Below are 23,139 nucleotides of genomic sequence, written 5' to 3'. Positions count from 1 at the left end.
CAATGACACATCGTAAGTAATTTGCCGGACATGATATGATTTGTAGTCTGTCACCCCAACACAATAAAAAATTAGATTTTAGATTCAATTTAAAATCACAATCTAAAATCTAATTTTATTAGATCAATTTTGTCCGCCTAATTAGCATTTAAGGCGACAAATGCCACACCTTAATTGTGTCGTCAAAACTGCCACTAACTAATGTTTTACCCTTCGGACTAAAAGCGACTTCCACCCAAGCAGAATGACCCTTAAGCGTACCCATTAAACCGCCGCTTCCCATCTGCCAAAGTTTAATCGTGCCACTCAAATCACCACTAGCTAAAGTTTCTCCATCAGGGCTAAAAGTTAAGGATTGAACTTTGTCTAAATGGCCGGTTAGAGTTCGTAATAGGAAACCGCGAGGTTGTCGGGATGCACCAGTTTTCAAATCCCACAGTTTAATCGTATTATCCCAACTCCCAGAAGCTAAAGTTTGACCGTCGGGACTGATTGCAACTGACCAAACTGTGTCTGAATGCCCTCTGAGTGTCTGGATCAGTTTGCCAGTCTGCCAGTTCCACAGCTTGATGGTACCGTCATCGCTGCCGGTGGCAAGAGTTTTGCCGTTGGGGGTAAAAGCGACTGACTGGACTCCGGCGGAATGTCCTTTGAGGGTTTCCAATTCTCTGCCGGTGTCTGCATCCCACAGTTTTACAGTCTTGTCTTTGCCAACGCTAGCGATCGCCTTCCCATCGGGACTGAAAGCCACTGAGAACACACCGGCTGTATGGCCGTACAAAGTTCGCTTCAGTTTTCCAGTGTAGAGATCCCAGATTTTAATCGTATCGTCTGCGCTGCCAGAAGCGATCGCCTTCCCATCCGGGCTGACGGCCACCGACCAAACTGCTTCCGAATGCCCGATCAGCGTCTTCAGCAATTTGCCAGTACGCAGGTGTAGCATCCGAACTGTACCATCTGTGCTCCCAGTCACAACTACGCGACCATTGGGACTAACTGCTACTGACCACACAGGGCCGCCACTAAATGCTAAAGTTCGTACCGGTGCGTTCTCTTTCGACCTTTCAATGGCGAAATCATCGATTCGCGGGGGTGGGAAGCGGATGTCGGGAATGGTAGCAGTGGGTTCTGGCGCGGTGAAAGCTGTCTGCGGTGGGGGAGATGGTAGACGATGGTTGAAGGCGATCGATAAAACGGCAAGGGCGACCCCTCCCCAAGCGGTTAAAGTCCAATTGGGTTTATGCTGCGCTAAGTCTAAGGGTGTGGGGCCATATTTCAGGTCTTTGAGAACTTCTGTTGCTGACTGATAGCGTTTTAAGGGATCGCGCTGGACGAGTTTATCGAGAATGCGGCCGAGGCGATCGCTAACTGGCACTTTCAAATAATGCCGCCACGTCCAAGCATCGGCTTTAATATCAAACAAATCAAAGGGCGAAACTCCCGTGAGTAAGTGAATGCAAGTCACGCCTAAGCTATACAAATCGCTGGAGGTTGTAGCATTGCCTTTGATTTGTTCGGGGGAAGAATATTCAGCAGAACCGGCAGTTGCTTTAGTTTTGGGCCAAATGCCATTAGCAGGGGTAGTAGCGCCAAAATCAACTAAGACCAAATCGCCCTTTGTTCCTTTGGTTAAGGTTTGGGGGAATCGGCGGATAATATTTTGTGGTTTGATGTCGCGGTGAATCAATTGGCGATCGTGGATAAATTGCAAAACTGGTAGCAATTCGCTTAACAGTTGCCAAATTGAAACTTCTTTAAAAACGCCCTGTTCTGAGACTTCACCTGCTAAATTGCGTCCTGGGATGTATTCTTGGACTAAATAGAGGCAACCGTTCTGTTCAAAAGAAGCCCACAATTCAGGAATGCGGGGATGTTGGCCTAACTTATCCAGCATCACAGCAGAGGCATGAAATTTACGAGAGAAATAGAAATTTACCTCTGCTGATTGCTTCTGAGTGTCATCGCCAACTTCTGATTGAAAAAACTGCTGAATTACGCAGTGGGGTTGGGATGGTTTATCTCGATCGATCGCTAAGAAAGTGCGGCTACTAAGGCTTTGACCAAGAGTATCAAGGATACAGTAGCGATCTTTTAATAGTAAATTCCCGCCGCAACTAGAGCAAGTTGTGCTGCAATCGGGATTTTGGGGGTTCTGGCAATTGGGATTGATGCAGTAACTCATCGGTCTTTCCGCTAGAGACCCCCAGCAGACCCAAGGTTTGTGGGGGAGGAAAGCGGGGCGGGTGGTACCGCTTCCTATGGGCAAATAGTTTTCCGGTTTTTATGTTTCGGGAACCGGAAAACCCGACTTGTCGCGATCGCTTGTTCCTTCCCCATGCCTGAGAGAGTGATCAGATGGGATGCTGGCTACCGACAAGTAAAGAATATTTGTTCTATGATAATTGTTTCCCACATTTTAGCCACAATTGCGGTGTGCGATCGCATAAAAATTAAAAATGCGAACACCAACCTCGGCATAGCATTTTGTCCATCTAGCCCACTTAACTCACTTATGCCCTTAATCCATATTCCTAAATCCTGGGAAATTTCCGAACGGGAAGTAACGCCGGAAACTATTTTTATGAATCGTCGCCGCTTTGTTACCAGTTTAATAGGTGTTGGCTTAGGTGCTTCCTTACTTCCACTTACTGGCTGCAACAGCAATTCTGAGTCAATATCTCAATCAAGCCCAGGATTAAATCATGTATATCCAGGGTTAACTCGCAATCCGAATTTTGCCCAAGTTAACCGACCAATAACTGAGGAAGACTTAGCAACAAAATATAATAATTTCTATGAATACGGCGGCACGAAATCTATTTGGCAATCGGCTCAAAGATTGCCGCTAGATAATTGGAAGGTAGAAGTTAGCGGTTTAGTAAAAAATCCCCGGATTTACGACTTAGACGACCTAGAAAAAAAATTCCCCATCGAAGAACGAGTCTATAGGTTCCGCTGCGTTGAAGCTTGGGCAATGGTAGTGCCTTGGGTAGGATTTCCGATGAAGTTACTGATGGCAGATGTGGAACCGCTATCAAATGCTAAATTTGTGCGCTTCACTTCTTTTTACGATCCTAAGATTACCAAAGGCCCTGGTATCTTGTCACAATTCTATCCTTGGCCTTATACGGAAGGCTTGCGAATTGAGGAAATGGCAAACGATTTAGCTTTTTTTGCGACTGGTATTTACGGGAAGTCTTTGCCAAAGCAAAATGGAGCTCCGCTGCGGCAAGTTATTCCTTGGAAGTATGGTTTTAAAGGCGCAAAATCCATTGTTAAAATTGAATTTGTGGAGAAGCAGCCAGAGACATTTTGGCATAAGATTTCGCCTAATGAATACGGGTTTGAGGCGAATGTAAATCCCGATAAACCGCATCCGAGATGGTCGCAGGCTACGGAACGGATAGTTGGCCCTGGTTCGAGTTTTTCCTGGGAAACTCGCCCGACTATTGTGTATAATGGTTATGGGGAATATGTGGCGAGTTTGTATGCTTGATTAAACATCTTAGATGATACTACTTTAAGGCTCTCCCGTACCTGTGGCGATCGGCAGGGCTTATTTTAGTAAGCAAGCTAATAACTTTTATGTATCGGCTCAATAAATAGGGGGAGCAGTTATTCTAGTTGCCAAGACAAGCCCAAGGGATGAAGAGAAGATTTTTCGCGAATAATAGTGGATAGAGAGGGAATGATTCCAAGTTGAGAAATTCGGTCTCGGACATAATCGAAAAAACTGATTCCCAACTGACGAGTAGTGGCCACAAGAGACATAAAAGTATCCCTTGCCTGAGTACCCTCAATCGTCTGAGTTGCATAGCTAATATTACGTCGCTGCACCATAGTTCTGGCAGCTAACTCAGCCGGATTATTATGCAAAGGTAATTCAGGATGCTCTAAAACCATGAGCAACTCCGATATTTTTGCAGCCGTTAATTGTTTGCGTTCATCCAACAATTCATAACCGCTTGGAGTTGTAAAAAGTAGCCAAAATTTAGACTTTAATTGCCTTGCAGCTTCGGCACTAGGAGCATCTTTGTAAGCTAATAATTCCCGATAATAATCCCAAAAATCTTCGATAAACTGCCCTAAAATTACTTGATGGCAAGCGAATACAGGGCTTAACTTCTTGTAATGTCTTCCCTCATGCACCCAACATAAAGCTCGCTCAGCAGTGATTAACTTGAATTGGGGGGCATCATCACAACAGAGAGTTTGTACGACTGGGCAATCAGTTTGCTGATGATAGAAAGCAATAGCTGCTGCTTCCCTAATCCGGGTAAGTTGTTGCTCACCCAGTTTGGGTACATAATTATTGAGTAGGTGATTAAACTGTGCTTCGCTCAACACAGTTTCTTGAGGTAATAGTTTGAGAGCTTTTTGCCATTTAGTCGGGATTTTGAAGTCCTGAATTAGTGAGAATGTCAGTGGATTCAGAATAAATTTGAGTTCTCGTCCAGGCTGTAATCCTTTCAGTACCGTCAGTCGGTCTTTATTGGCTGTCGTAAAGTAGACTGTATATAAAGGGTTGCAGATGACATTGGTAGTATAGTTTACTCCACCCACACGCGCACCAGTTTGGTCAAAGTGTTGCCAAGGACTACTCGCTAGTCCTGAATCATAAACTTCTTTTTTCTCGGTTTCAAAACCAGAGTGGTTTTTGATTAACAGGTTGGATAAATAACCGGCTGAAATGGAAATACCTAGAGCGACTAAAAAATCTAGTAGTTTGCCTTGCGTCATATTGCCACCATAGTACAAACTGATTATTAAGGCTTTTATTCCTGGTCCAAATTCTCCTTCGTAGCCTAATGGTAATTCTGCTACATAAGTTTTCCCAACTGAGGGTGAGTAATATTTCTGCTTCCGGAATAATATGTTATCGGTTGCCAAGCTGATATCTTGAATGATTACTTGTTCGTATCCTTTAAATTCTGCATCTGCTGGCAGTTGGTATGCAGGGATATTCTAGTATTTGTTCTCTATCTATTTTAATCGTCGCGTTCTTACTTCTTTTGCTGTGCTTTTTGGGCGTTTTTCGCTCTTTCTCTGATGAGTGCTGGCTTCTGAATCCTTTGGAGTTGGCTTTGATGTCTGGTTTTCCTTGTTCTCCCTTCAATCGGTTATTTTCATCTTTTAACCGTTGATTCTCTGACTCCAAGTCTTTGACTTTTAATTGTAATTGCTCTATTAAGTTCAGTAATATCTCTACTGTATGACGCATTGATTCGTCTGCAATCCCTTTTGGGTCGATGGTTTGCAGTAAATCGGAGGATGACTTGTCTTGTGAAAGAATCTTTTGCGTCATGTGTCCTATTTTATGACACTTTGTGTACCCGGCTTACTTTTTTTCCTCTGCTACCCTACTTTATTGAGCCGATACACTTTTATCATCAAAAATCAAAGGTCTTAAAGCCCTAGCTTTCTCTCAAATTATCATTTTACTACAGAATACCGCAAGCTCGCTACAAACGGACTTCTAATGGCGATCGTCCATACAAATAATCTCCAGGTATTATAGAATTTCTCTCGCGGCAAAGCTCTTTGAAAATAGTCATTGCCATCCCATTTAATAACTGCTCAAAGCCAAGAATACCATTTTGATTGCGATGAGGTTGCTCGAACCATCCCAGCATAGTTTCTGGTTTAAATAAGGACTTATCGCGATTATCAATATACTTTTGCTTAAATTCGGGAAAAATCCGCTGCACAATTTTATATTTCATACGGTTGTAGATTTGAGGTTCTGTGGCGTGGGATTTTTGGCGATAGACAAAATCATTTGGCAACCACTCTTGAGCCATTTGGCGGATAATAGTCTTATTCCAAAACAGTGTAGGGTGATGTTGTGGCGGAATTGAAACGAGATATTGCACCAAACGATGATCTAAAAACGGCACGCGAGCTTCTATACTTTGATTCATAGAAGTACGGTCTTCATGCCAGAGATTATAGTCTTGTAGGGAATAAATTTCCATCAACATTTCTTTTTGAAAGCTTGTGCAACCAGGAGGACAATATTGGAGAGTGTAATCAAATACAGAAGAACCATCCTTAAGTCCAGTCGATTTTTTGCGTTGGAGATTATACTCCTGTTTGCTAGCCAGTTCTGAGTTATACTCTTGCCAGTTTTTGACTGTTTTATCGTCGGCTGTAGAGTAACCACCAGCAAATTCATCTGAACCCTGTCCCAATAGCATCACCTTTAACTCAGGCATTACGGTTTTAGCATAACGATAGAGTTCGTGCTTATAAATCCATTCTAAGTTAAATTTAGGAGAGTCGATTAACCAAATAAAATATTCCAGTGTCTCTAATGAAAAATCGAGTTGGTCTAAGAATATTTCTGGGGCAAACCAAATCGGATGAAATGGAAGTTTCAACTGTTGGCAAAGCTGATATGCTGCTTGAAAATCTCCATTTTCGCGGGTGTTATCATCGCAAATATTAAAGCAGTGAAAATCTGGTTGTGCCTGACGCGCAACGGCCACAATTACCCCGGAATCGAGTCCACCGCTGAAACAAGCTCCCACAGGAACATCACTCATTAGGCGCTTCTTTACACTATCAACAAATAGGTCGCGATATTCTCTGATATAATCGCTGGGAGTGCGCCGATCGTTTACGGGTTCAGTAACTAAGTAATCAGCTAAGTTCCAATAACATTGAGGAGTTACGGTTTTTGTAGTGACATCGAATAATAGGTAATGTCCCCCTGCTAGGCGATTAATACCTCTAACAAAGGAAGTCGTAGCGCTGAGATTAGCTAAGTCCTGAAACTGAGGATGCCAAGGTGTATTAGGATGAGCTAGAAGAGATGCTAAGGTGGAACCGAAGATCAATTGTGAATCCACTTGAGCATAATATAAAGGTTTAATACCAAGCCGATCTCGTGCTAGGAATAATTGTTGCTTTTGCCCATCCCACAGAGCGATCGCAAACATTCCGTTGAGGTATTCGAGAGCTTTAGCACCCAGTTCTTCATATAAGTGTAGCACAATCTCTGCATCAGATTTGGTACGAAAGTGATGGTTTTCTCTTAATTGCGATCGCAACTCAAGATGGTTGTAAATTTCCCCATTCACCACCACAAACATCGTATGATCTTCATTCCAAATTGGTTGCACTCCTCCATCTACATCAATAATCGAAAGTCTTCTAAAGATTAACCAAAGAGGATGAGAGTTAACAACTTGCTCGTCATCAGGGCCACGTCGAAATAATTGTTGCCCCATCTGGGTAAGATATGTCCAATATTCCTGTTGCTGAGAATCTTGGAAGTCAATAAATCCGGCAAATCCACACATTATATTTTCTCGTTGCTCAACATTATTTACTAAGAATTACGGTATGCTAATATACAATAAATTATATTAATAGAATAGGTCTGAAACTCTTTTGTTTAGGTGGATTCACTTAAGTTCTCCTTTAATATTTGATCTTCATTCTCTGTAACTTCTTGATAAAAATTCTCTAAACCAGCCACACAAACTCGATCGTCAAAAAGATAATCTTGCCGCTGACTCATCCGTTCTGAAATCTCACATCGCCACTCTAATTCTAAACCCAGTTTAACAGCAATGTCAATATATTCAACCTCATTTTTGGCAATGGTATCTGTCACTCCTAGCATCTTTAAGAAACTATCAGCATGAAGACCGCGCATGAATTCTCCCGGACAAGTTACAATGGGTAAATTACACGCGATCGCTTCCAGAGAAGTATTCCCGCCAGACCAGGTAAAAGTATCTAAAAAGACATCAGAAAGAAAGTTAATGGCGATATAATCTTGGCGAGTGGGAATCGGCAGAAATAAACAATAATCTTCATATTCAAGATTGACCTTTGCAAAAGCACGATTCAGGCGTTTTCGCAACAATTCGCCGCGAGGAAAAATAAATTGAGCTTGCGGAACGCGCAGGGCAATTTCAGCTAAAATATAATCGTATTGTGGTAAATATTTAAATGGAGCTTGACAGCATAAATAAATAACTGCATCCTCTCGCAAGTTAAAATCGGAGCGAGTATTAGTTAGTTTTCCCACAATTGGTTTCGGGTAAGCAACGCCAATATTAGGTAAGCGAATCAGGGTTTCCGAGTAATGTTGCTGTGCATTTTCCGGTTCCATCAATTCACTGGATAAATAATAGTCAATTGTTGGCAAACCTGATGTTACGGGATGGCCCCAAGCTGAGCATTGTATGGGAGCAAGACGCAAAGCTGCTATTTGTATAGTAGGTGCATCCATGCCAATTTCTGGAAATACAAGTATATGCAGTTTGTCGGCGATAATTTGTTGGCTAACTGCTTCTAAGTTGTGAGGGATATGGTGAAAAACATCGCTGCTATCTCGGAATTGTTGAGTGATTAAATCGGGATCGTTTCCTGTATAATAACTATAAATTTCAAACTTGCTTTTGTCGCTGTAACGCAACCAACCAGTTAGCCATAAAGTACCGCTATAAGAGTGCAAGTAATTGGAGATATAGCCGACTCTGATTTTACCATTTTCTGGCAAGGGAGGCATCGCTCTCGGCTCAACCAACTGGGGATAGTTTGCTGCTAATATTTGATGTAATAAGTTACCATACTTTGATTGCGATTCTACAACGTTGTGAGCTTGATAAGCCAAGTAAAAATTAGTGTAGGAACCAATACCTATGAGAGTATTGATTTTATCTTCAGGCGTTTCGAGAGATGTTTGCTGGATTAAATTATCTAGCTTTTGAATGAATCGCTGGCGATAATATTCTATTTCCTCTGGAGTATCGTAAACTATTGGTAGTAGTAAATTTTTCAATAGGTGAAAAACGTATTCGTTTGGGACTAATTCTGCTGCTGTCTCTGCACTTGAGATGGCTTCTTTTGTATATCCATTTTGCTGCAATATTGTAATTAGGTAAAAGTGTAGTTTCCCTGTGGTAGGGTAAATGCTGATGCCTTGTTGGAGAATGGCGATCGCGTCTTCTATTTTCTTAAGATTTCTCAAACATTCGCTTAAGCTAAAATAAACTTCTGCATCTCCGGTTTGGCTTTCCAATAACCTTTGATAGCGGCTAACTGCTTCCTCATATCTACCTTGCTGGTAAGATTGGTTTGCTAAGTTTAAAAGTAATGATGGTTCTAGTTTCAACGATTGCGGTTTGCTTACTTCGTCTATTTCTAAAATGGGAATATTTGCGAATCCTGAATCTTCGATCGCGTCCTCATTTTCCGCCGTTAATTTAATCCGATATTGAATCCGAGGTAAAATATTCTGCCAATCCTTTTGATCGAGATTTTCTAATATAATTATTTCCGGTTCGCTGTCGGTATCTAAATCTTCTTGGAAAAGCAAATCGAGCGTAATTCCTGATAAAATTAGATTGGGATCTAATTCAGACTCAGCAGAAAGGTTGCTGCTATCTATCAGCAGTGCAATATTATCTTTGTCTGGATTAGTCAGGATAGCTTTGATTATTTGTTCTAAATCTAAGTATAAGGATTCTTCAGATTGATTCCAATCTGGGAAGATAATTAAATTAAACAGTTTAAAATTAATTTGTGTTGTCTCCATTATTTTATGCTAAATTTATTAGGACTTACGCACTCCGACCAAAGAAACTATGCAAAGAAACCGGGTTTCTATGAAAAATCTAAGATTCTGAATTAGACATCTACGCAGAAACCCGGTTTCTAGTCCCCCGTAATTATATCCTTTGAACTACTATTTTACCACCGGGAGGATAGCGTTAGGAATTGTGACTAGAAAATGTTGTACTCGCTGCCAAACTCGATCTAACAAATCTGGCATATCAGCGTCAAACCATTCAATTTGAGGATAGGCTTTAAACCAAGTCCGCTGACGTTTGGCAAATTGCCGCGTATGCAACACTGTGAGATTTTTAGCTTCAGCCAGACTAATGTTACCAGATAAATATTGCTTCATTTCTTGATAACCTAGCGTATTCAACAGCGGCAAGTCAAAGCCGTATTTATCGCACAAAAATTGTACTTCATCTAGCCAACCAGATGCTAGCATTTCCTCTGTGCGTTGTTGAATGCGATCGCCTAATCCAGTCTCGGAATCTAAACCTATCTGTAAAATCGGATAACTTGGCGGGTTTTCGCCTTGCTGCTCGGAAATTGTACGCCCTGTGACATAAAATACTTCTAATGCTCTTAAGGTTCTGACTGGATCGTTGGCGTGAATTTTGCTTGCTGCGATCGCATCGACTTGTTGCAGCATAGCGTAACATTGATGTTGACCGAGAGTGGTAAGTTGCGATCGCAATTCTGGTACGGGTGCGACTCTGGGAATCTTCAAACCCTGCACGACTGATTTAATATATAAGCCAGTTCCCCCAACTAACAATGGTACAGTATTAGACTGATGGAACTTTTCAATTAAGATTTGAGCTTGTTGTTGGTAATCTGCTACTGTTAAGGTTTCTGTAGGATCGCAGATATCAATTAAATAGTGCGGGATAAGTTCGCGATCGCGCTTCGTTGGTTTCGCCGTACCGATGTTAAACTCGCGATAAACTTGCCGCGAGTCTGCACTAAGTATCGCACTTTCTAGCCTTTGAGCCAAGGCTAAAGCCAGTCCCGACTTTCCCGTAGCCGTCGCACCACAAATTACAATTAAACCTGTCACCACTTCAGACATTAACTCCTAGCCTTGCTAAACTGTTAACAAGCCAGTCTCGATACCACTCAAAAAAGCAAACTGCTTCCTCTGCTTCCATATACGCATCAAGACCGGCATGAAGAAAACCACACAAGTTTTTTCCTAAAGGAAATATTCCGTCTTCACCAGTAGCAAACCAAAGTTTCCCCCGCTGCTTGCCAGTTATTACTAATAGGGCTACCATTCCACAGCCATACTCTGCTAAAGGAAATGTACCATTAAAGTTTAGTTCTCCATTGGCCAGTATCATATCTTCTGGAAATTCATAGGGAAAAGGCTTGTCTAGGCAGTAGTAGTGGTTTTTACTAAGTAACTTTAGCATCCCAAATCCCGGCCCTACACCTCCATTACCAAGTTCCAAAAGAAATTGCCGATAGTCGTCAGGAAGGATGACATTATTTTGACACTCAAATGCTTGAACTTCATCTTCTGTTAAACACGGGTTTAGTTGGTAGCGGTGTTTGCTAGCTAGATCGAGGCTTAAGCTAGTGTCAGCCGTTCTGAGTTGTGTTAGAAATTGCCGTAACATTTCGATGGAACTCATTGGCTATTAATCTCACACTACAGTCAAATGTCAATAAGCGCGTAGGCGTAGCCAGCCGCAGGCATCGCTTAAACCTTAAGTAGCGCATCCCCAAATAAATTTATCAAACTCTTATACCAATTTTACCTGAAGTTGTATACAATTAAATATTCTCTTTAAAAGGCATCAGCCATTGCACGTCAATTGATTCTGGCGATCGCAGACCCCATGACCCACTGGTAGAATACAAAACTATCGAGATGTTTTTCCATCTCTTGACCGACTTTGAACCCACTGGGAACATCGGCGACGAGTCGGGATGGCGAGTTAGTTTTGTTGCCGAATAAAGGAGTAGATTGCTTTTGGGTAGTAATTGGTGGGAAGTAGGTTGGCACTTTACCAAAAAATTAGCCAAAATAGAGACATCAAAAACTTGAGAAGGTTCTATTTTATGAGCAAACAAACTGAAGCCGAGGCGATTATTAGATCCCATGTATTATGGGCAATGGGTGGTGGGCTAATCCCCATCCCACTGGTTGATTTTGTTGCTGTCACTGCTATTCAACTGGAAATGCTCCAGCAAATTGCCGCTGTTTACGATGTTAGCTATTCTAAGAGTATGGGCAAAACATTTGTTTCAGCGCTTACAGGTACTAGCCTTGCTAGTCTGGGGGCGAGTTTTCTGAAAGCACTTCCTGGTTTGGGTACGATGATTGGTGGAGCATCAATGGCGATCGCTTCTGGTGCTTCGACTTATGCAGTCGGACAGGTTGCGATCAATCTTTTCTCTAGCGGTGGTTCCCTTAATAACTTTGTTGAAGAACAAGTGAAAACGGTTTATGATTCAGCCTTTGAGAAAGGCAAAAGTTATGTTTCAGATTTAGAAAATGAGAAGGGGAATGATGCTGCTAATATCTATCAGTCTCTCGAAAAACTGGGTAAGTTGAAAGAGCAAGGCATTCTCACGGAAGAAGAATTTCTTGCAAAGAAGCAAGAACTACTGTCTAGACTTTAAGAGGATATCTTTACGCTAGAGCGATCGCCCCGGATGCCATCTTCCCAAGTGCGATCGCCTACAATAGATCCGACTCGTCTATCGCCCAAGTGCGATCGCACTCCCCAACTTCACCTTGCTAGCAGCCCCACCGCCAAATGTCAACAGGCGCGATGCTTAATCTTCAGAACTGCATCCCCCCAATAAATTTATCTTGAGAATGCCCTAGCAGCGCCGTTAACCGTTTTATACTATAATTTTTACAGTTTTTGACTAAGAGCAGCTTTAGAAGCTTATACGCCATTATTGGATCCATATTAGTATGACCAGTGACAGGGGCGATCGCATTCAAGTTCTCGAAGGTATCGCAGCAGTCCGCAAAAGGCCGGGGATGTACATCGGTTCTACAGGCCCGCGAGGACTCCACCATTTAGTTTACGAGGTTGTAGACACTTCCCTCAACGAGGTGATGGCTGGCTACTGCACTCACATTGAAGTTGACATCAATGCCGATGGTTCCGTGACTGTAACAGATGACGGGCGCGGCATTCCCACTGATATCGATACCAAAACTGGCAAATCATTCTTAGAAAAAGTCTTGACGGTGCTCTACGCTGGCGACAAATGCGATCGCGGCGGCTACAAGGTTTCTGGGGGGCTACATGGAGTTGGGATAGCAGTCATCAATGCTTTGTCTGAGTGGTTAGAGGTGACAGTTTGGCGGGAGGAACAAATTTATACTCAGCGTTTTGAAAGAGGCATTCCAGTTACGGAATTGATCGCCAAACCTAGCTTAGAAAACCGCACTGGTACGTCAATTTCTTTCTTGCCAGATTCGCTGATTTTTAAGACTAGCATTGAGTTTGATTTCACAACTTTGGCGATTCGCTTACAAGAGTTAGCCTACCTGAATGCTGGTCTTAAAATTACACTGAGCGATCGCCGCCTCGAACTGTTTGAGAAGAAACCGCTAACGGAAGTTTACCACTACCAAGGCGGCATCCGAGAATATTTCACACTAATCAACTCCGACAAGCAATGGCTTCACGAAGACGTGATTTACGTATACGGGGAACAGGATGGCGTGCAAGTTGAAGCCGCTTTGCAGTGGTGTACAGATAGCGAGACGGAATATCTGCGACGGAGTTTGCCCTGGGTTGCTTTAATTGGGCATCTGCTGGAGATGGAATTCCGAGCCGATCAGCAAAATGTTTTTGACAAACTTCACCTTCTAAGCTTTGCTAATCTTGTTCACACTATAGATGGCGGTACTCACGTTGCCGGAGTCAAAGCAGCATTGCTACGAACAGTGAATCGAATTGTTAGTAAACGTAGCAAACTGAAAGGCGATCGCACGGCTTTGACTTGGCAATACCTACGAGACGGCTTGACTTGCATCATTTCTGTCAAGTTGCTCAATCCTGAATATGAAGGCCCAGTGAAATCCAAGTTAGCTAACCGCGAAGTGCAAAAATTTGTTGATTCCCTTGTAGAAAAAGCCTTTACTGAGTATCTGGAGTTGCATCCCCAGTTGGTAGATGCGATTTTAGAGAAAGCTCAATCTCCCAGAAACAGGGATGATAATTAGCGATCGCCCCGGATGCCATCTTCCCAAGTGCGATCGCCTACAATAGATCCGACTCGTTTCTCATCCAAAATTATGCAAATCGTCCTACCACCTGAAGTCGAAGCTCTCGTACAGCGCCAACTAACCAGTAGTAAATACAAGAGCGCGATCGAAGTTATCCTCGCAGGCATCAAACTCCTCGAACAAGAGGAAGACATATACCAAGGACGACTTCAAGAACTCCAACAGGATGCACTGATTGGCTGGGAAGCGTCTCAGCGCGGTCAAATTGTGGATGGTGCGATCGCAATGGCACAAATTCGAGCCAATCTGCGTAGGCGTAGCCAGCCGCAGGCATCGCTTAAACCTTCAGGAGTGCATCCCCCCAATAAATTTATCTTGAGAATGCCCTAGCAGCGCCGTTAACCGTTTTATGATATAATTTTTATAGTTTTTGCTTTAGAGCAGCTTTAGGGGCTTATACCCCATTATTGGAGCTATTTAGTATGACCAGCAGTTACAGCGCCGATCAAATTCAAGTTCTCGAAGGTCTCGAAGCAGTCCGCAAACGGCCGGGGATGTACATCGGTACAACAGGCCCGCGAGGACTACACCATCTAGTTTACGAGGTTGTGGACAACTCCATCGACGAGGCGCTGGCTGGCCACTGCACTCACATTGAAGTTGACATCAATGCCGATGGTTCCGTAACTGTAACAGATGACGGGCGCGGCATTCCCACCGGCATCGTTGCCAAGACGGGCAAATCGGGAATAGAAACAGTAATGACAGTGTTGCACGCCGGCGGTAAATTTGGCGGCGGCGGCTACAAAGTTTCTGGAGGGTTACACGGGGTCGGTATTTCCGTTGTCAACGCCTTGTCTGAGTGGGTGGAAGTCACTGTTTGGCGCGATAAAAAGGTACACAATCAACGTTTTGAACGCGGTATTCCCGTTACAGACCTGGTTGACAAGCCTAGCAAAGAAAATCGCAGTGGCACATCAGTTTCTTTCTTGCCTGATACGCAGATATTTAGTACAGGCATTGAGTTTGATTATACCATTCTTTCCGGGCGGTTGCGAGAATTAGCTTATCTGAATGCTGGCGTTAAAATTACGTTTAGCGATCGCAGATTGGAATTGCTCAAAAGCAATGAACCGCACATCGAAACCTACTGCTATGAAGGCGGTATCAAAGAGTACATCGCTTACATGAACCGCGACAAGCAACCCCTACATGAAGAAGTGATTTTCATCCAAGGGGAACGCAACAATGTACAAATAGAAGTTGCTTTGCAGTGGTGTATTGATGCCTACAGCGATAACGTTCTCGGCTTTGCAAATAACATCCGTACCATCGATGGCGGTACTCACTTAGAAGGGTTGAAGGCGGTGTTAACGCGGACAATGAACGCGATCGCCCGCAAGCGCAATAAGATTAAAGAAAACGAACCTAATCTCGGCGGTGAAAATATTCGGGAAGGTTTGACAGCCGTTATTTCTGTGAAAGTACCTGACCCAGAATTTGAAGGTCAAACTAAAACCAAGTTAGGTAATACTGAAGTCCGAGGAATTGTTGATTCCTTGGTAGGCGAAGTATTGACAGAATATTTGGAGTTTCGCCCCCAAGTTGCCGACACCATTTTAGAGAAGGCAATTCAAGCCTTTAAAGCCGCTGAAGCCGCCCGCCGCGCCCGCGATTTAGTCCGCCGAAAATCGGTGCTAGAATCGTCTCCTTTGCCAGGGAAATTGGCTGATTGTAGCTCCAGAGATCCCTCAAAATCAGAGATATATCTCGTCGAGGGCGACTCCGCTGGCGGTTGTTTTTTTAGTCAACAAAAAATAATCCTCGCTGATGGCACAGCAAAAACTATTGGAGAGATAGTTGACGAGCAAGCAGAAGGCAAAGAGCATTTTTGCTACACAATTCGGGAGAATGGACATATTGCTTTAGAGCGCATTATTAACGCTCGAATGACTAAGGCTAATGCTGAAGTTGTGCAAGTGACATTAGATAATGGGGAGACTATTATTTGTACTCCCGATCATCCATTCATGTTGCGAGATGGCAGCTATAAAGCAGCCGCATTGCTAACACCTGATGATTCGTTGATGCCGTTATATAGCAAGCGTTCAAAAAAAGGTGAGGGCGGCTGTTTAATTGACGGTTATGAGATGGTTTGGAACCCGAATACTGATAAGTGGATTTATTCCCATCTACTGGCCGACTTTTACAACCTTGAACGTGGTGTTTATCGAGCAGCAGATGGCAACCATCGCCATCATGTTGATTTCAATAAACTCAACAACAATCCGACAAATATTCAGCGAATGTCTGCGGAGGATCATTTAGCTCTACACCGGGCCAATTTGGAAAAAGGTTTGCATCGGCCAGACGTGATTGAAAAGAGCCGTCAAGCGCATCAAACCGAAGAATATCGCGCCTTTATGAGCCAACGGATGCAGGAGCCAAAAACACGGCAAATTCTTTCAGAACAGGCGAAAGCTCAATGGGAAGATGAGGATTATAAAGCTTATATGATGAACAACTGGCGCGAGTTTTATGAGAACAATGAAGCTTATCGCCAAGCAGTTCACGAACAGTTGAATCAAGCGCAGCAAGAGTATTGGAGTGATGAAGCTAATCGCGCTGCACAGTCGGAACGGGTTCGGGATTATTTTGCTAATAATCCTGAAGCGCGTGAGGCTCATTCACAACTAGCTGCATTGCAATGGGAAGACCCGGCTTTGTTAGAGTGGCGGCGCGAAAAGACACAGGAACAATGGACTCCAGAGTTTCGGAAAAAACGCAAGGCTGCGTTAAATGAAACTTATTACCGTAAAACTCTAGAAGCGTTGAAGCAAGTTCACCTTCGTGAAGGTTTTATGGATGTGGAGGCTTATGATGGTTATCGGCGGATGACTGGGGATAAGAGTCTGTTGAAGTTTGAAACTTTCTGCAAGCGTTACTTTAATGGCGATCCCATTGATGCTCGCGATGCTATTCGGAACTACAACCACCGCGTGGTTTCTATAGAACGCTTAGAAGAACGCTATGATGTTTATGACATCGAAGTTCCCAACAGCCATAACTTTGCTTTGGCCAGTGGAGTTTTTGTACATAACAGTGCGAAACAAGGTCGCGATCGCCAATTTCAAGCCATCCTACCTTTGCGCGGGAAAATTCTCAACATTGAGAAAACCGATGATGCCAAAATCTACAAGAATAATGAAATTCAATCACTAATTACTGCCTTGGGATTAGGGATCAGAGGCGATGAATTCGATCCTTCTCAATTGCGGTATCACCACATCGTAATTATGACTGATGCTGACGTAGATGGAGCCCATATCCGCACGTTATTGTTGACTTTCTTCTACCGCTATCAGCGATCGCTGGTCGATCAGGGTTATATTTACATTGCTTGCCCTCCACTATATAAGGTAGAACGGGGACGCAATCATTTCTACTGTTACAGCGATCGCGAACTGCAAAACCTCATTCGCAACGAGTTTCCCGCTAACGCTAATTACACCATCCAACGGTTCAAAGGCTTAGGTGAAATGATGCCAAAACAGTTATGGGATACGACGATGAACCCTGAAAGTCGTACGCTGAAACGAGTTGAGATTGAAGACGCTGCTGAGGCCGATCGTATCTTTACAATTTTAATGGGCGATCGCGTCGCACCTCGTCGCGAATTCATCGAAACCTACGGCCCCAAACTCAACCTTACCGACTTGGATATTTAATTTGTAGGGTGGGCGCTGCGATTAGACAATCCCAGGAGAAAGCTTGTTAAGTCGCAGCGCCCACCTTACGACTAATATCTAGCAAGACTTACACGCGCGGTCAAAAACCCGGTTTCTGCTAATATTTCTTGGATATATCGACAATTTTTCCCAGAAACCGGGTTTTTTGCTTAAGTTTTATAGCAACCGCCAAGACACTTAGAACACTCGCTTATGGCCCAAACCATTGATTCTATTCCCCTTTTCCCCTAAATCTCTAGCCCTCTAGCCCTCTAGCCCTCTAGTCCCTAGCCTCTAACCCTCTAACCCTCTTCCCCTAGCCCCTTCTTCCCCTAGCTATATAAATCGTAATAAAATTTCTCATCAAATCAGTTTACGCTAGCAATTCAGGTGACTTTGAGCTGGTTCGTGAATTGACCAGCAAACACAAAACTTGAACTCTAGAAAAATATTAGATTATGACCATCAACTTAGCAGCCAAATTACGTGAAGGAACGAAAAAAGCCCACACGATGGCAGAAAACGTGGGTTTTGTCAAGTGCTTTTTAAAAGGCGTTGTCGAAAAAAATTCATACCGGCCTTTGGTGGGTAACTTCTATTTCATTTACTCAGCAATGGAAGAGGAAATCGAACGCCACCGCAATCATCCCGTTGTTTCCAAAATTTACTTTCCTGAGTTGAATCGCAAACAAAGCCTAGAGAACGATTTAGCCTACTATTACGGCCCTCAATGGCGCGATGTGGTAGCCCCCTCGAAGGCTGCTAAAGCTTACGTTGAGAGAATTAGAGAAATTTCGGCAACAGAACCGGAATTATTAATTTCTCACTCTTACACTCGCTACATCGGCGATTTGTCTGGCGGTCAAATTCTCAAAGGAATTGCTGTACGGGCAATGAATCTGTCGGATGGGGTTGGTACTGATTTCTACGAATTCCCTGGAATTCCAGATGAGAAGGCGTTTAAAAATAACTACCGTCAATCTCTGGATAGTTTAGATTTGGATGATGCTACTTGCGATCGCATTGTCGATGAAGCAAACGCAGCTTTTGGCATGAACATGAAGTTATTCATGGAATTGGAAGGCAGCTTAGTGAAAGCGATCGGTCAAATGCTCTACAATACGCTTACCCGCAAGCGTGGTACTGGTAGTACAGAATTAGTTACTGCTGAGTAGATAGCGATCGATTAGAGATAATTTAATCTTCTCTAGAGAAGATAGTTTTGAAATCCTGGGGGTTTGATGGCTTTGAAGCAGTCACCAAATCTCCGGGATTTTGCATTATAATTTTTGCATTATAATTACTCAGAGATCGCTAGATTCTATTTCTCTCGATAACATAGGAGAGCAAAAACAATGGTGATGACACAATCCCCCACCCAATTCAGAACAGCCCCAATCAAAATCACCTGGGAAAAACTACCAGACGATTATAAATTAGAAGAGGAACCTGTGGAAAATACTGGTCAGCCCTTGATTGCTGGTGCTTTACGAGAAACCCTCGAACTAATTGGTTTTATCAAGCCAGAAATGTTAATCGCCTCCAATTTTGGGCTCTGTGCCACCATTGATGAACAGTTAGTAATTAAAGCCCCAGATTGGGTGTATATTCCTTCAGTTGAGCCACTTGCACAAGCAAAATCCCGGAGGAGTTATACATCGAACTTAGAAGGAGAAGTCCCGGAAATTGTGATGGAATTTCTCTCAGAAACTGATGGCGGTGAATATTCAGTAAAGCGCACATATCCGCCGGGAAAATGGTTTTTTTACGAACAAATTCTGAAAGTTAAAACATATATAATTTTCGATCCCGACGCGGGACTTTTAGAAGTTTATCGGCTACAAAGAGAGCGGTATGAATTAGAAATACCGCAGGAAAATGGTCGCCATTGGATGCCTGAAATGGGATTATTTTTAGGAACATGGCGGGGTAAAAAGGAAGAACATACGAGTTATTGGTTGCGTTGGTGGGATGAATCTGGGAATTTGCTACCTTGGGCAGTAGAACAAATTGAAATTGAACATCAAAGGGCGGAACAGGAACGTCAAAGGGCGGAACAGGAACACCAAAGGGCGGAACAGGAACACCAAAGGGCGGAACGTTTAGCCCAGTATTTACGTTCTCAAGGGATTAATCCCGATCAATTGAATGAATAAGCTGTCGCGCAAGTAAGTAGAAGGAAGAAGGATTTAGTTATTAGGAGAGAAGGAAGAACGTTTATACAGTCAGCTTTTTAGCCATCCCGATCTTATGTTTGATTAGGTGGATTTACTTAAATCTACCTAATAGACATCTCCAATAAACCATGTGAAGCGGGGCTTTTTCTAAGAGGTCTAATTAAACGTAAGAACCGGATGGCTAAAACCTTAGCTATATAAGCATTCTTCATTATTCCTTCTACATAGTTAACGGTTAACCATTGGCAATTCAGTATATGCAGCATACACAGCTTTGACATTGTACCAATTGAGAAATATGCGGGCAATTTCTAATGCTAACTGCGACTTACCTTGAGAAATTAGCCATTGTAAAAAACCAGCCATTGTCTTCTCATTCAGACTGCCACCAAGAGAAAGAATACCCCAAAGTACGCGATGTAACCACGTCATTTGAATCATCATCCGCACTTCCCAAGTGGGATGTTTTTGATAAAACAAAACCCCCATTCTTCCCCGTTGAATTTCGCGATCGATCATTGATGGAATTTGATCTAAAGCAAAAGGTGGATGCCAGTGATATCCTACAGCAGCGGGACATTTAATCAGTTTTAAACCTAATTTTTTCAGCCGTACACCTAATTCTAAATCTTCCCATCCGTAAAGTTGAAAGCGGGTATCAAATAAGCCAGCTTCTATTAGCCAGTGACGCGCGATCGCGACATTTCCCGTCGCAAAGTAAGCGGCCGAAAAATCCGTAATCTTGTAAGGTTCAGCCGTAGGATTCTCAAAGTTGCAGGTATTAATGACGCTACCGTAAGTAAAAGCGCGATTGCCTTCCTTATAACCTTCAATCAAAGCCTCTGCATGAGCTTGTAGAAAATGCTCGGTTACTACTAAATCGCTATCAATAAAAATAATTGTATCGCCTTGAGCTTGCTCAACTCCCAAATTCCTAGCTGCTGCTGGGCCTTGATGACTTTGGGAAAGCGATCGCACGTGAGGTAACTTGTCTGCATTAGCCGCTAACCATTCCAGCGTACCATCCGTAGAACCATCATCCACTACGATCGCCTCATAGCCGCTGACAATATCCCCGAAATTCTGGCATTCTAAGGCTAAAAGACACTTCTGCAAAATCGGTTTACGATTATACGTCGGAATCACTACACTGAAAAACACGGCTCTCTCCCATGACGACATACATCTCCAGTATCCTATCCGCAGTCACCCCGAACAAGCAAATATTGGCAACAAGCATAAATCTGTGCGATCGCTAACAAGATAAGGGTGAAATTAGGTACATAATAAAACGTCTGTTATTTTCAGGACGTAAATACCAATGGGTCGTGCTACCAAAGTTGTACTAGCATATTCTGGCGGAGTCGATACCTCCGTCTGCATTCCTTACCTCAAAAACGAGTGGGGTGTCGAAGAAGTAATCACTCTGGCGGCGGATTTGGGACAAGGAGACGAATTAGAACCCATCCGCAAAAAAGCCTTAGCATCAGGCGCGTCGATATCCCTTGTCATCGATGGGACAGAGAGTTTTGTCAAAGATTGCGCCTTTCCCGCCATTCAAGCTAACGCCCTTTATGAGAATCGCTATCCCCTTTCTACAGCCCTAGCCCGTCCGCTAATTGCTAAGATGTTGGTAGATGCTGCGGAAAAATATGGTGCGGATGCGATCGCGCACGGTTGTACTGGTAAAGGCAACGATCAGGTACGATTTGACGTATCCATCGGCGCACTCAATCCTAACATCAAAATTCTAGCACCAGCGCGGGAATGGAAGATGAGCCGCGAGGAAACCATCGCTTACGGCGAAAAATTTGGCATTCCTTCCCCCGTGAAAAAGTCTTCACCTTATAGCCTCGATCGTAACTTATTAGGGATGGCGATCGAAGCCGGAATTCTCGAAGATCCTTGGGAAGAACCGCCGGAAGATATTTATTTAATGACGAAGGCGATCGCAGATACACCTAACGAACCCGAATATATTGAAATCGGATTTGAAAAAGGCATTCCTGTCACTCTTAACGGTAACGCTGTCTCACCAGTTGCTTTAATTCAACAATTAAATCAAATTGTTGGTAATCACGGTGTCGGCCGCATTGACATGGTAGAAAATCGCCTAATTGGAATTAAATCTCGCGAAATTTACGAAACACCAGCGCTTTCTGTTTTAATTCAAGCACACCGAGATTTAGAGAGTTTGACCTTAACCGCAGATATCACTCATTATAAGCGTGGGATTGAAGAAACCTACAGCCAAATCATTTATAATGGTCAGTGGTATAGCCCGCTGAAAGCTGCTTTAGATGCCTTTGTTTTGAAGACGCAAGAACGAGTAAGTGGTGTTGTTCGCGTTAAACTTTTTAAGGGTAATGCCACAGTTGTCGGGCGCAAATCTGAGAAGTCTCTCTATAGTTTTGACTTAGCAACTTACGGATCGGATGACCAATTCGATCACAAAGCTGCTGAAGGCTTTATCTATGTTTGGGGATTACCTACTCGCGTTTGGTCGCAGAAGGGTAGAAGCTAAATTGTAGCACGAATTTGCCAGGGAATCGATTCCCTGGCATTAAGTGAAAGTCGGTTTCAATTAACATCTTGTACCATTACCAAAATCTTGTAGGGGCGGGTTCGCCAACAGCTTTATCATGTTTAGCAAAGGCTGAAAAACCCGCCCCCACCCCGCGACAATTCCTGTCTTGATATGGGTAAAAGATATCAATTTCTCCCTTGGGCTATAAAAGTAATGAATAACTTTCTCAAAGGATATTTGGTTAGTTTATTTAATCCTCAACTTGCACCCACAGCAGTGAAAGTTGCCTTATTTATTGGTACAATTCTATTAATAATTAATCACGGTTATGCTTTGTTTCGAGGACAAATGACCAGCGATCGCTGGATATCTGTGTTGCTGACATATTGTATGCCTTATTTAGTTAATATACACGGTCAATATATCAGTAACTTAAGGAAAAAATGAGATGCACCTAGTCATTAAAGACTCTACAACCTGTTTGGCAATAACTTCTAATTGCCGATTACAGATTCATTTAAAATAACCCGATCGTTCTGTATCACCTGTAACCGATAGCGATTAATTGAGTAGGTGACATCATTGTTGGTTGCGTAGTAAGTCCCGTCATCTCCACTTGTGACATTCATTACATTGACTTGGCTACCATCTTTTCCTACGCCTCGGTAAAAGAAGGAACCATCTCCTGTCTGGCAAATGTACACAAAAAAGTTATTAGTTTCGTAAGATTCTACCACTGAAGCCCTTGGACAACCTTCGACTTGTGCAACTTGGATAGGCTGATTCACAGCGGTAGCTGCGAGTGAGGGAGTTAATAACCCAAAAGTTGTCACACAAATCAGAGAGAATTTGAATCCATTCATATCATGTCCGGCAAATTACTTGCGATCTGTCATTGCGAGCTCCGCGAAGCAATCGCAAGCTGTTGGGATT

At 43.1% G+C, this 23,139-nt stretch carries 19 protein-coding genes and 1 pseudogene; 10 read left to right on the top strand and 10 right to left on the bottom strand.

Annotated elements, in window-relative coordinates; genetic code table 11:
- Positions 1-148: 148 nt before the first annotated feature.
- On the bottom strand, positions 149-2,182 hold the full coding sequence (locus PN499_RS19695; protein ID WP_272033831.1) for a serine/threonine-protein kinase: 2,034 nt from the start codon (positions 2,180-2,182) through the stop codon (positions 149-151).
- Positions 2,183-2,512: 330 nt separating this feature from the next.
- On the opposite strand from PN499_RS19695, the gene msrP reads away from it, so the two are divergent.
- Entirely contained in the window at positions 2,513-3,496 is a 984-nt protein-coding gene (gene msrP, locus PN499_RS19690) for a protein-methionine-sulfoxide reductase catalytic subunit MsrP (protein WP_272033833.1), read from the top strand.
- Positions 3,497-3,615: 119 nt separating this feature from the next.
- Here the strand turns inward: msrP and PN499_RS19685 are convergent, their stop codons facing one another.
- The 7 genes from PN499_RS19685 to PN499_RS19655 all read right to left on the bottom strand — a co-directional run bounded on the left by PN499_RS19685 (position 3,616) and on the right by PN499_RS19655 (position 11,584).
- Entirely contained in the window at positions 3,616-4,890 is a 1,275-nt protein-coding gene (locus PN499_RS19685) for an IS66 family transposase (protein WP_272033829.1), read from the bottom strand.
- Positions 4,891-4,924: 34 nt separating this feature from the next.
- Complete coding sequence (locus tag PN499_RS19680) at positions 4,925-5,305, bottom strand: hypothetical protein (RefSeq protein WP_272033827.1); 381 nt, start codon at positions 5,303-5,305, stop codon at positions 4,925-4,927.
- Positions 5,306-5,462: 157 nt separating this feature from the next.
- On the bottom strand, positions 5,463-7,304 hold the full coding sequence (gene asnB, locus PN499_RS19675; protein ID WP_272033825.1) for an asparagine synthase (glutamine-hydrolyzing): 1,842 nt from the start codon (positions 7,302-7,304) through the stop codon (positions 5,463-5,465).
- Between the two features lie 95 nt (positions 7,305-7,399).
- Complete coding sequence (locus PN499_RS19670) at positions 7,400-9,553, bottom strand: O-linked N-acetylglucosamine transferase, SPINDLY family protein (protein ID WP_272033823.1); 2,154 nt, start codon at positions 9,551-9,553, stop codon at positions 7,400-7,402.
- Between the two features lie 150 nt (positions 9,554-9,703).
- On the bottom strand, positions 9,704-10,645 hold the full coding sequence (miaA, locus tag PN499_RS19665; protein WP_272033822.1) for a tRNA (adenosine(37)-N6)-dimethylallyltransferase MiaA: 942 nt from the start codon (positions 10,643-10,645) through the stop codon (positions 9,704-9,706).
- Entirely contained in the window at positions 10,638-11,210 is a 573-nt protein-coding gene (locus tag PN499_RS19660; protein WP_272033821.1) for an SMI1/KNR4 family protein, read from the bottom strand. The genes miaA and PN499_RS19660 overlap by 8 nt, the downstream gene beginning before the upstream one ends.
- Positions 11,211-11,389: 179 nt before the next feature.
- Positions 11,390-11,584: a hypothetical protein gene (locus tag PN499_RS19655; protein WP_272033820.1), complete on the bottom strand. Its 195-nt coding sequence runs from the start codon at positions 11,582-11,584 to the stop codon at positions 11,390-11,392.
- 56 nt (positions 11,585-11,640) lie between these two features.
- On the opposite strand from PN499_RS19655, the gene PN499_RS19650 reads away from it, so the two are divergent.
- From PN499_RS19650 to PN499_RS19620, 7 genes and pseudogenes are all read left to right on the top strand, one after another.
- Entirely contained in the window at positions 11,641-12,204 is a 564-nt protein-coding gene (locus PN499_RS19650) for a DUF697 domain-containing protein (protein ID WP_007354550.1), read from the top strand.
- 33 nt (positions 12,205-12,237) lie between these two features.
- Positions 12,238-12,390, top strand: coding sequence for a hypothetical protein (locus PN499_RS19645; protein WP_272033819.1), 153 nt, complete (start codon positions 12,238-12,240; stop codon positions 12,388-12,390).
- A gap of 115 nt (positions 12,391-12,505) precedes the next feature.
- Positions 12,506-13,741, top strand: a pseudogene (locus PN499_RS19640) (ATP-binding protein); the annotation flags it as partial.
- Between the two features lie 42 nt (positions 13,742-13,783).
- Positions 13,784-14,164 (top strand): ribbon-helix-helix domain-containing protein, encoded by a 381-nt coding sequence (locus PN499_RS19635; RefSeq protein WP_272033815.1) that lies wholly within the window; start codon positions 13,784-13,786, stop codon positions 14,162-14,164.
- A 92-nt stretch (positions 14,165-14,256) separates the two neighbouring features.
- A complete protein-coding gene (gene gyrB / locus PN499_RS19630) occupies positions 14,257-17,502 on the top strand; it encodes a DNA topoisomerase (ATP-hydrolyzing) subunit B (RefSeq protein ID WP_272033814.1) in 3,246 nt (1,081 codons plus the stop codon).
- 458 nt (positions 17,503-17,960) lie between these two features.
- A complete protein-coding gene (locus PN499_RS19625; protein ID WP_007354554.1) occupies positions 17,961-18,677 on the top strand; it encodes a biliverdin-producing heme oxygenase in 717 nt (238 codons plus the stop codon).
- Positions 18,678-18,857: 180 nt separating this feature from the next.
- Positions 18,858-19,658 carry a Uma2 family endonuclease gene (locus PN499_RS19620; RefSeq protein ID WP_272033812.1) on the top strand — a complete coding sequence of 267 codons (801 nt, stop codon included), beginning with the start codon at positions 18,858-18,860 and terminating at the stop codon, positions 19,656-19,658.
- A gap of 249 nt (positions 19,659-19,907) precedes the next feature.
- Here PN499_RS19620 and PN499_RS19615 read toward each other — a convergent pair whose 3' ends face one another.
- Positions 19,908-20,840 (bottom strand): glycosyltransferase family 2 protein, encoded by a 933-nt coding sequence (locus PN499_RS19615; protein ID WP_272033811.1) that lies wholly within the window; start codon positions 20,838-20,840, stop codon positions 19,908-19,910.
- 160 nt (positions 20,841-21,000) lie between these two features.
- Here PN499_RS19615 and PN499_RS19610 point away from each other — a divergent pair, with 160 nt between their 5' ends.
- Both PN499_RS19610 and nrtS read left to right on the top strand, forming a co-directional pair.
- On the top strand, positions 21,001-22,203 hold the full coding sequence (locus PN499_RS19610) for an argininosuccinate synthase (RefSeq protein ID WP_272033810.1): 1,203 nt from the start codon (positions 21,001-21,003) through the stop codon (positions 22,201-22,203).
- Between the two features lie 216 nt (positions 22,204-22,419).
- Positions 22,420-22,653 carry a nitrate/nitrite transporter NrtS gene (gene nrtS / locus PN499_RS19605; protein WP_272033808.1) on the top strand — a complete coding sequence of 78 codons (234 nt, stop codon included), beginning with the start codon at positions 22,420-22,422 and terminating at the stop codon, positions 22,651-22,653.
- Positions 22,654-22,700: 47 nt separating this feature from the next.
- Here the strand turns inward: nrtS and PN499_RS19600 are convergent, their stop codons facing one another.
- A complete protein-coding gene (locus tag PN499_RS19600; RefSeq protein ID WP_272033806.1) occupies positions 22,701-23,069 on the bottom strand; it encodes a hypothetical protein in 369 nt (122 codons plus the stop codon).
- Positions 23,070-23,139 lie beyond the last annotated feature (70 nt).

Source organism: Kamptonema animale CS-326 (assembly GCF_028330895.1).
Classification (GTDB): Bacteria; Cyanobacteriota; Cyanobacteriia; order Cyanobacteriales; family Microcoleaceae; genus Kamptonema; species Kamptonema formosum.
This window is presented reverse-complemented; position numbering and strand designations above follow the sequence as displayed.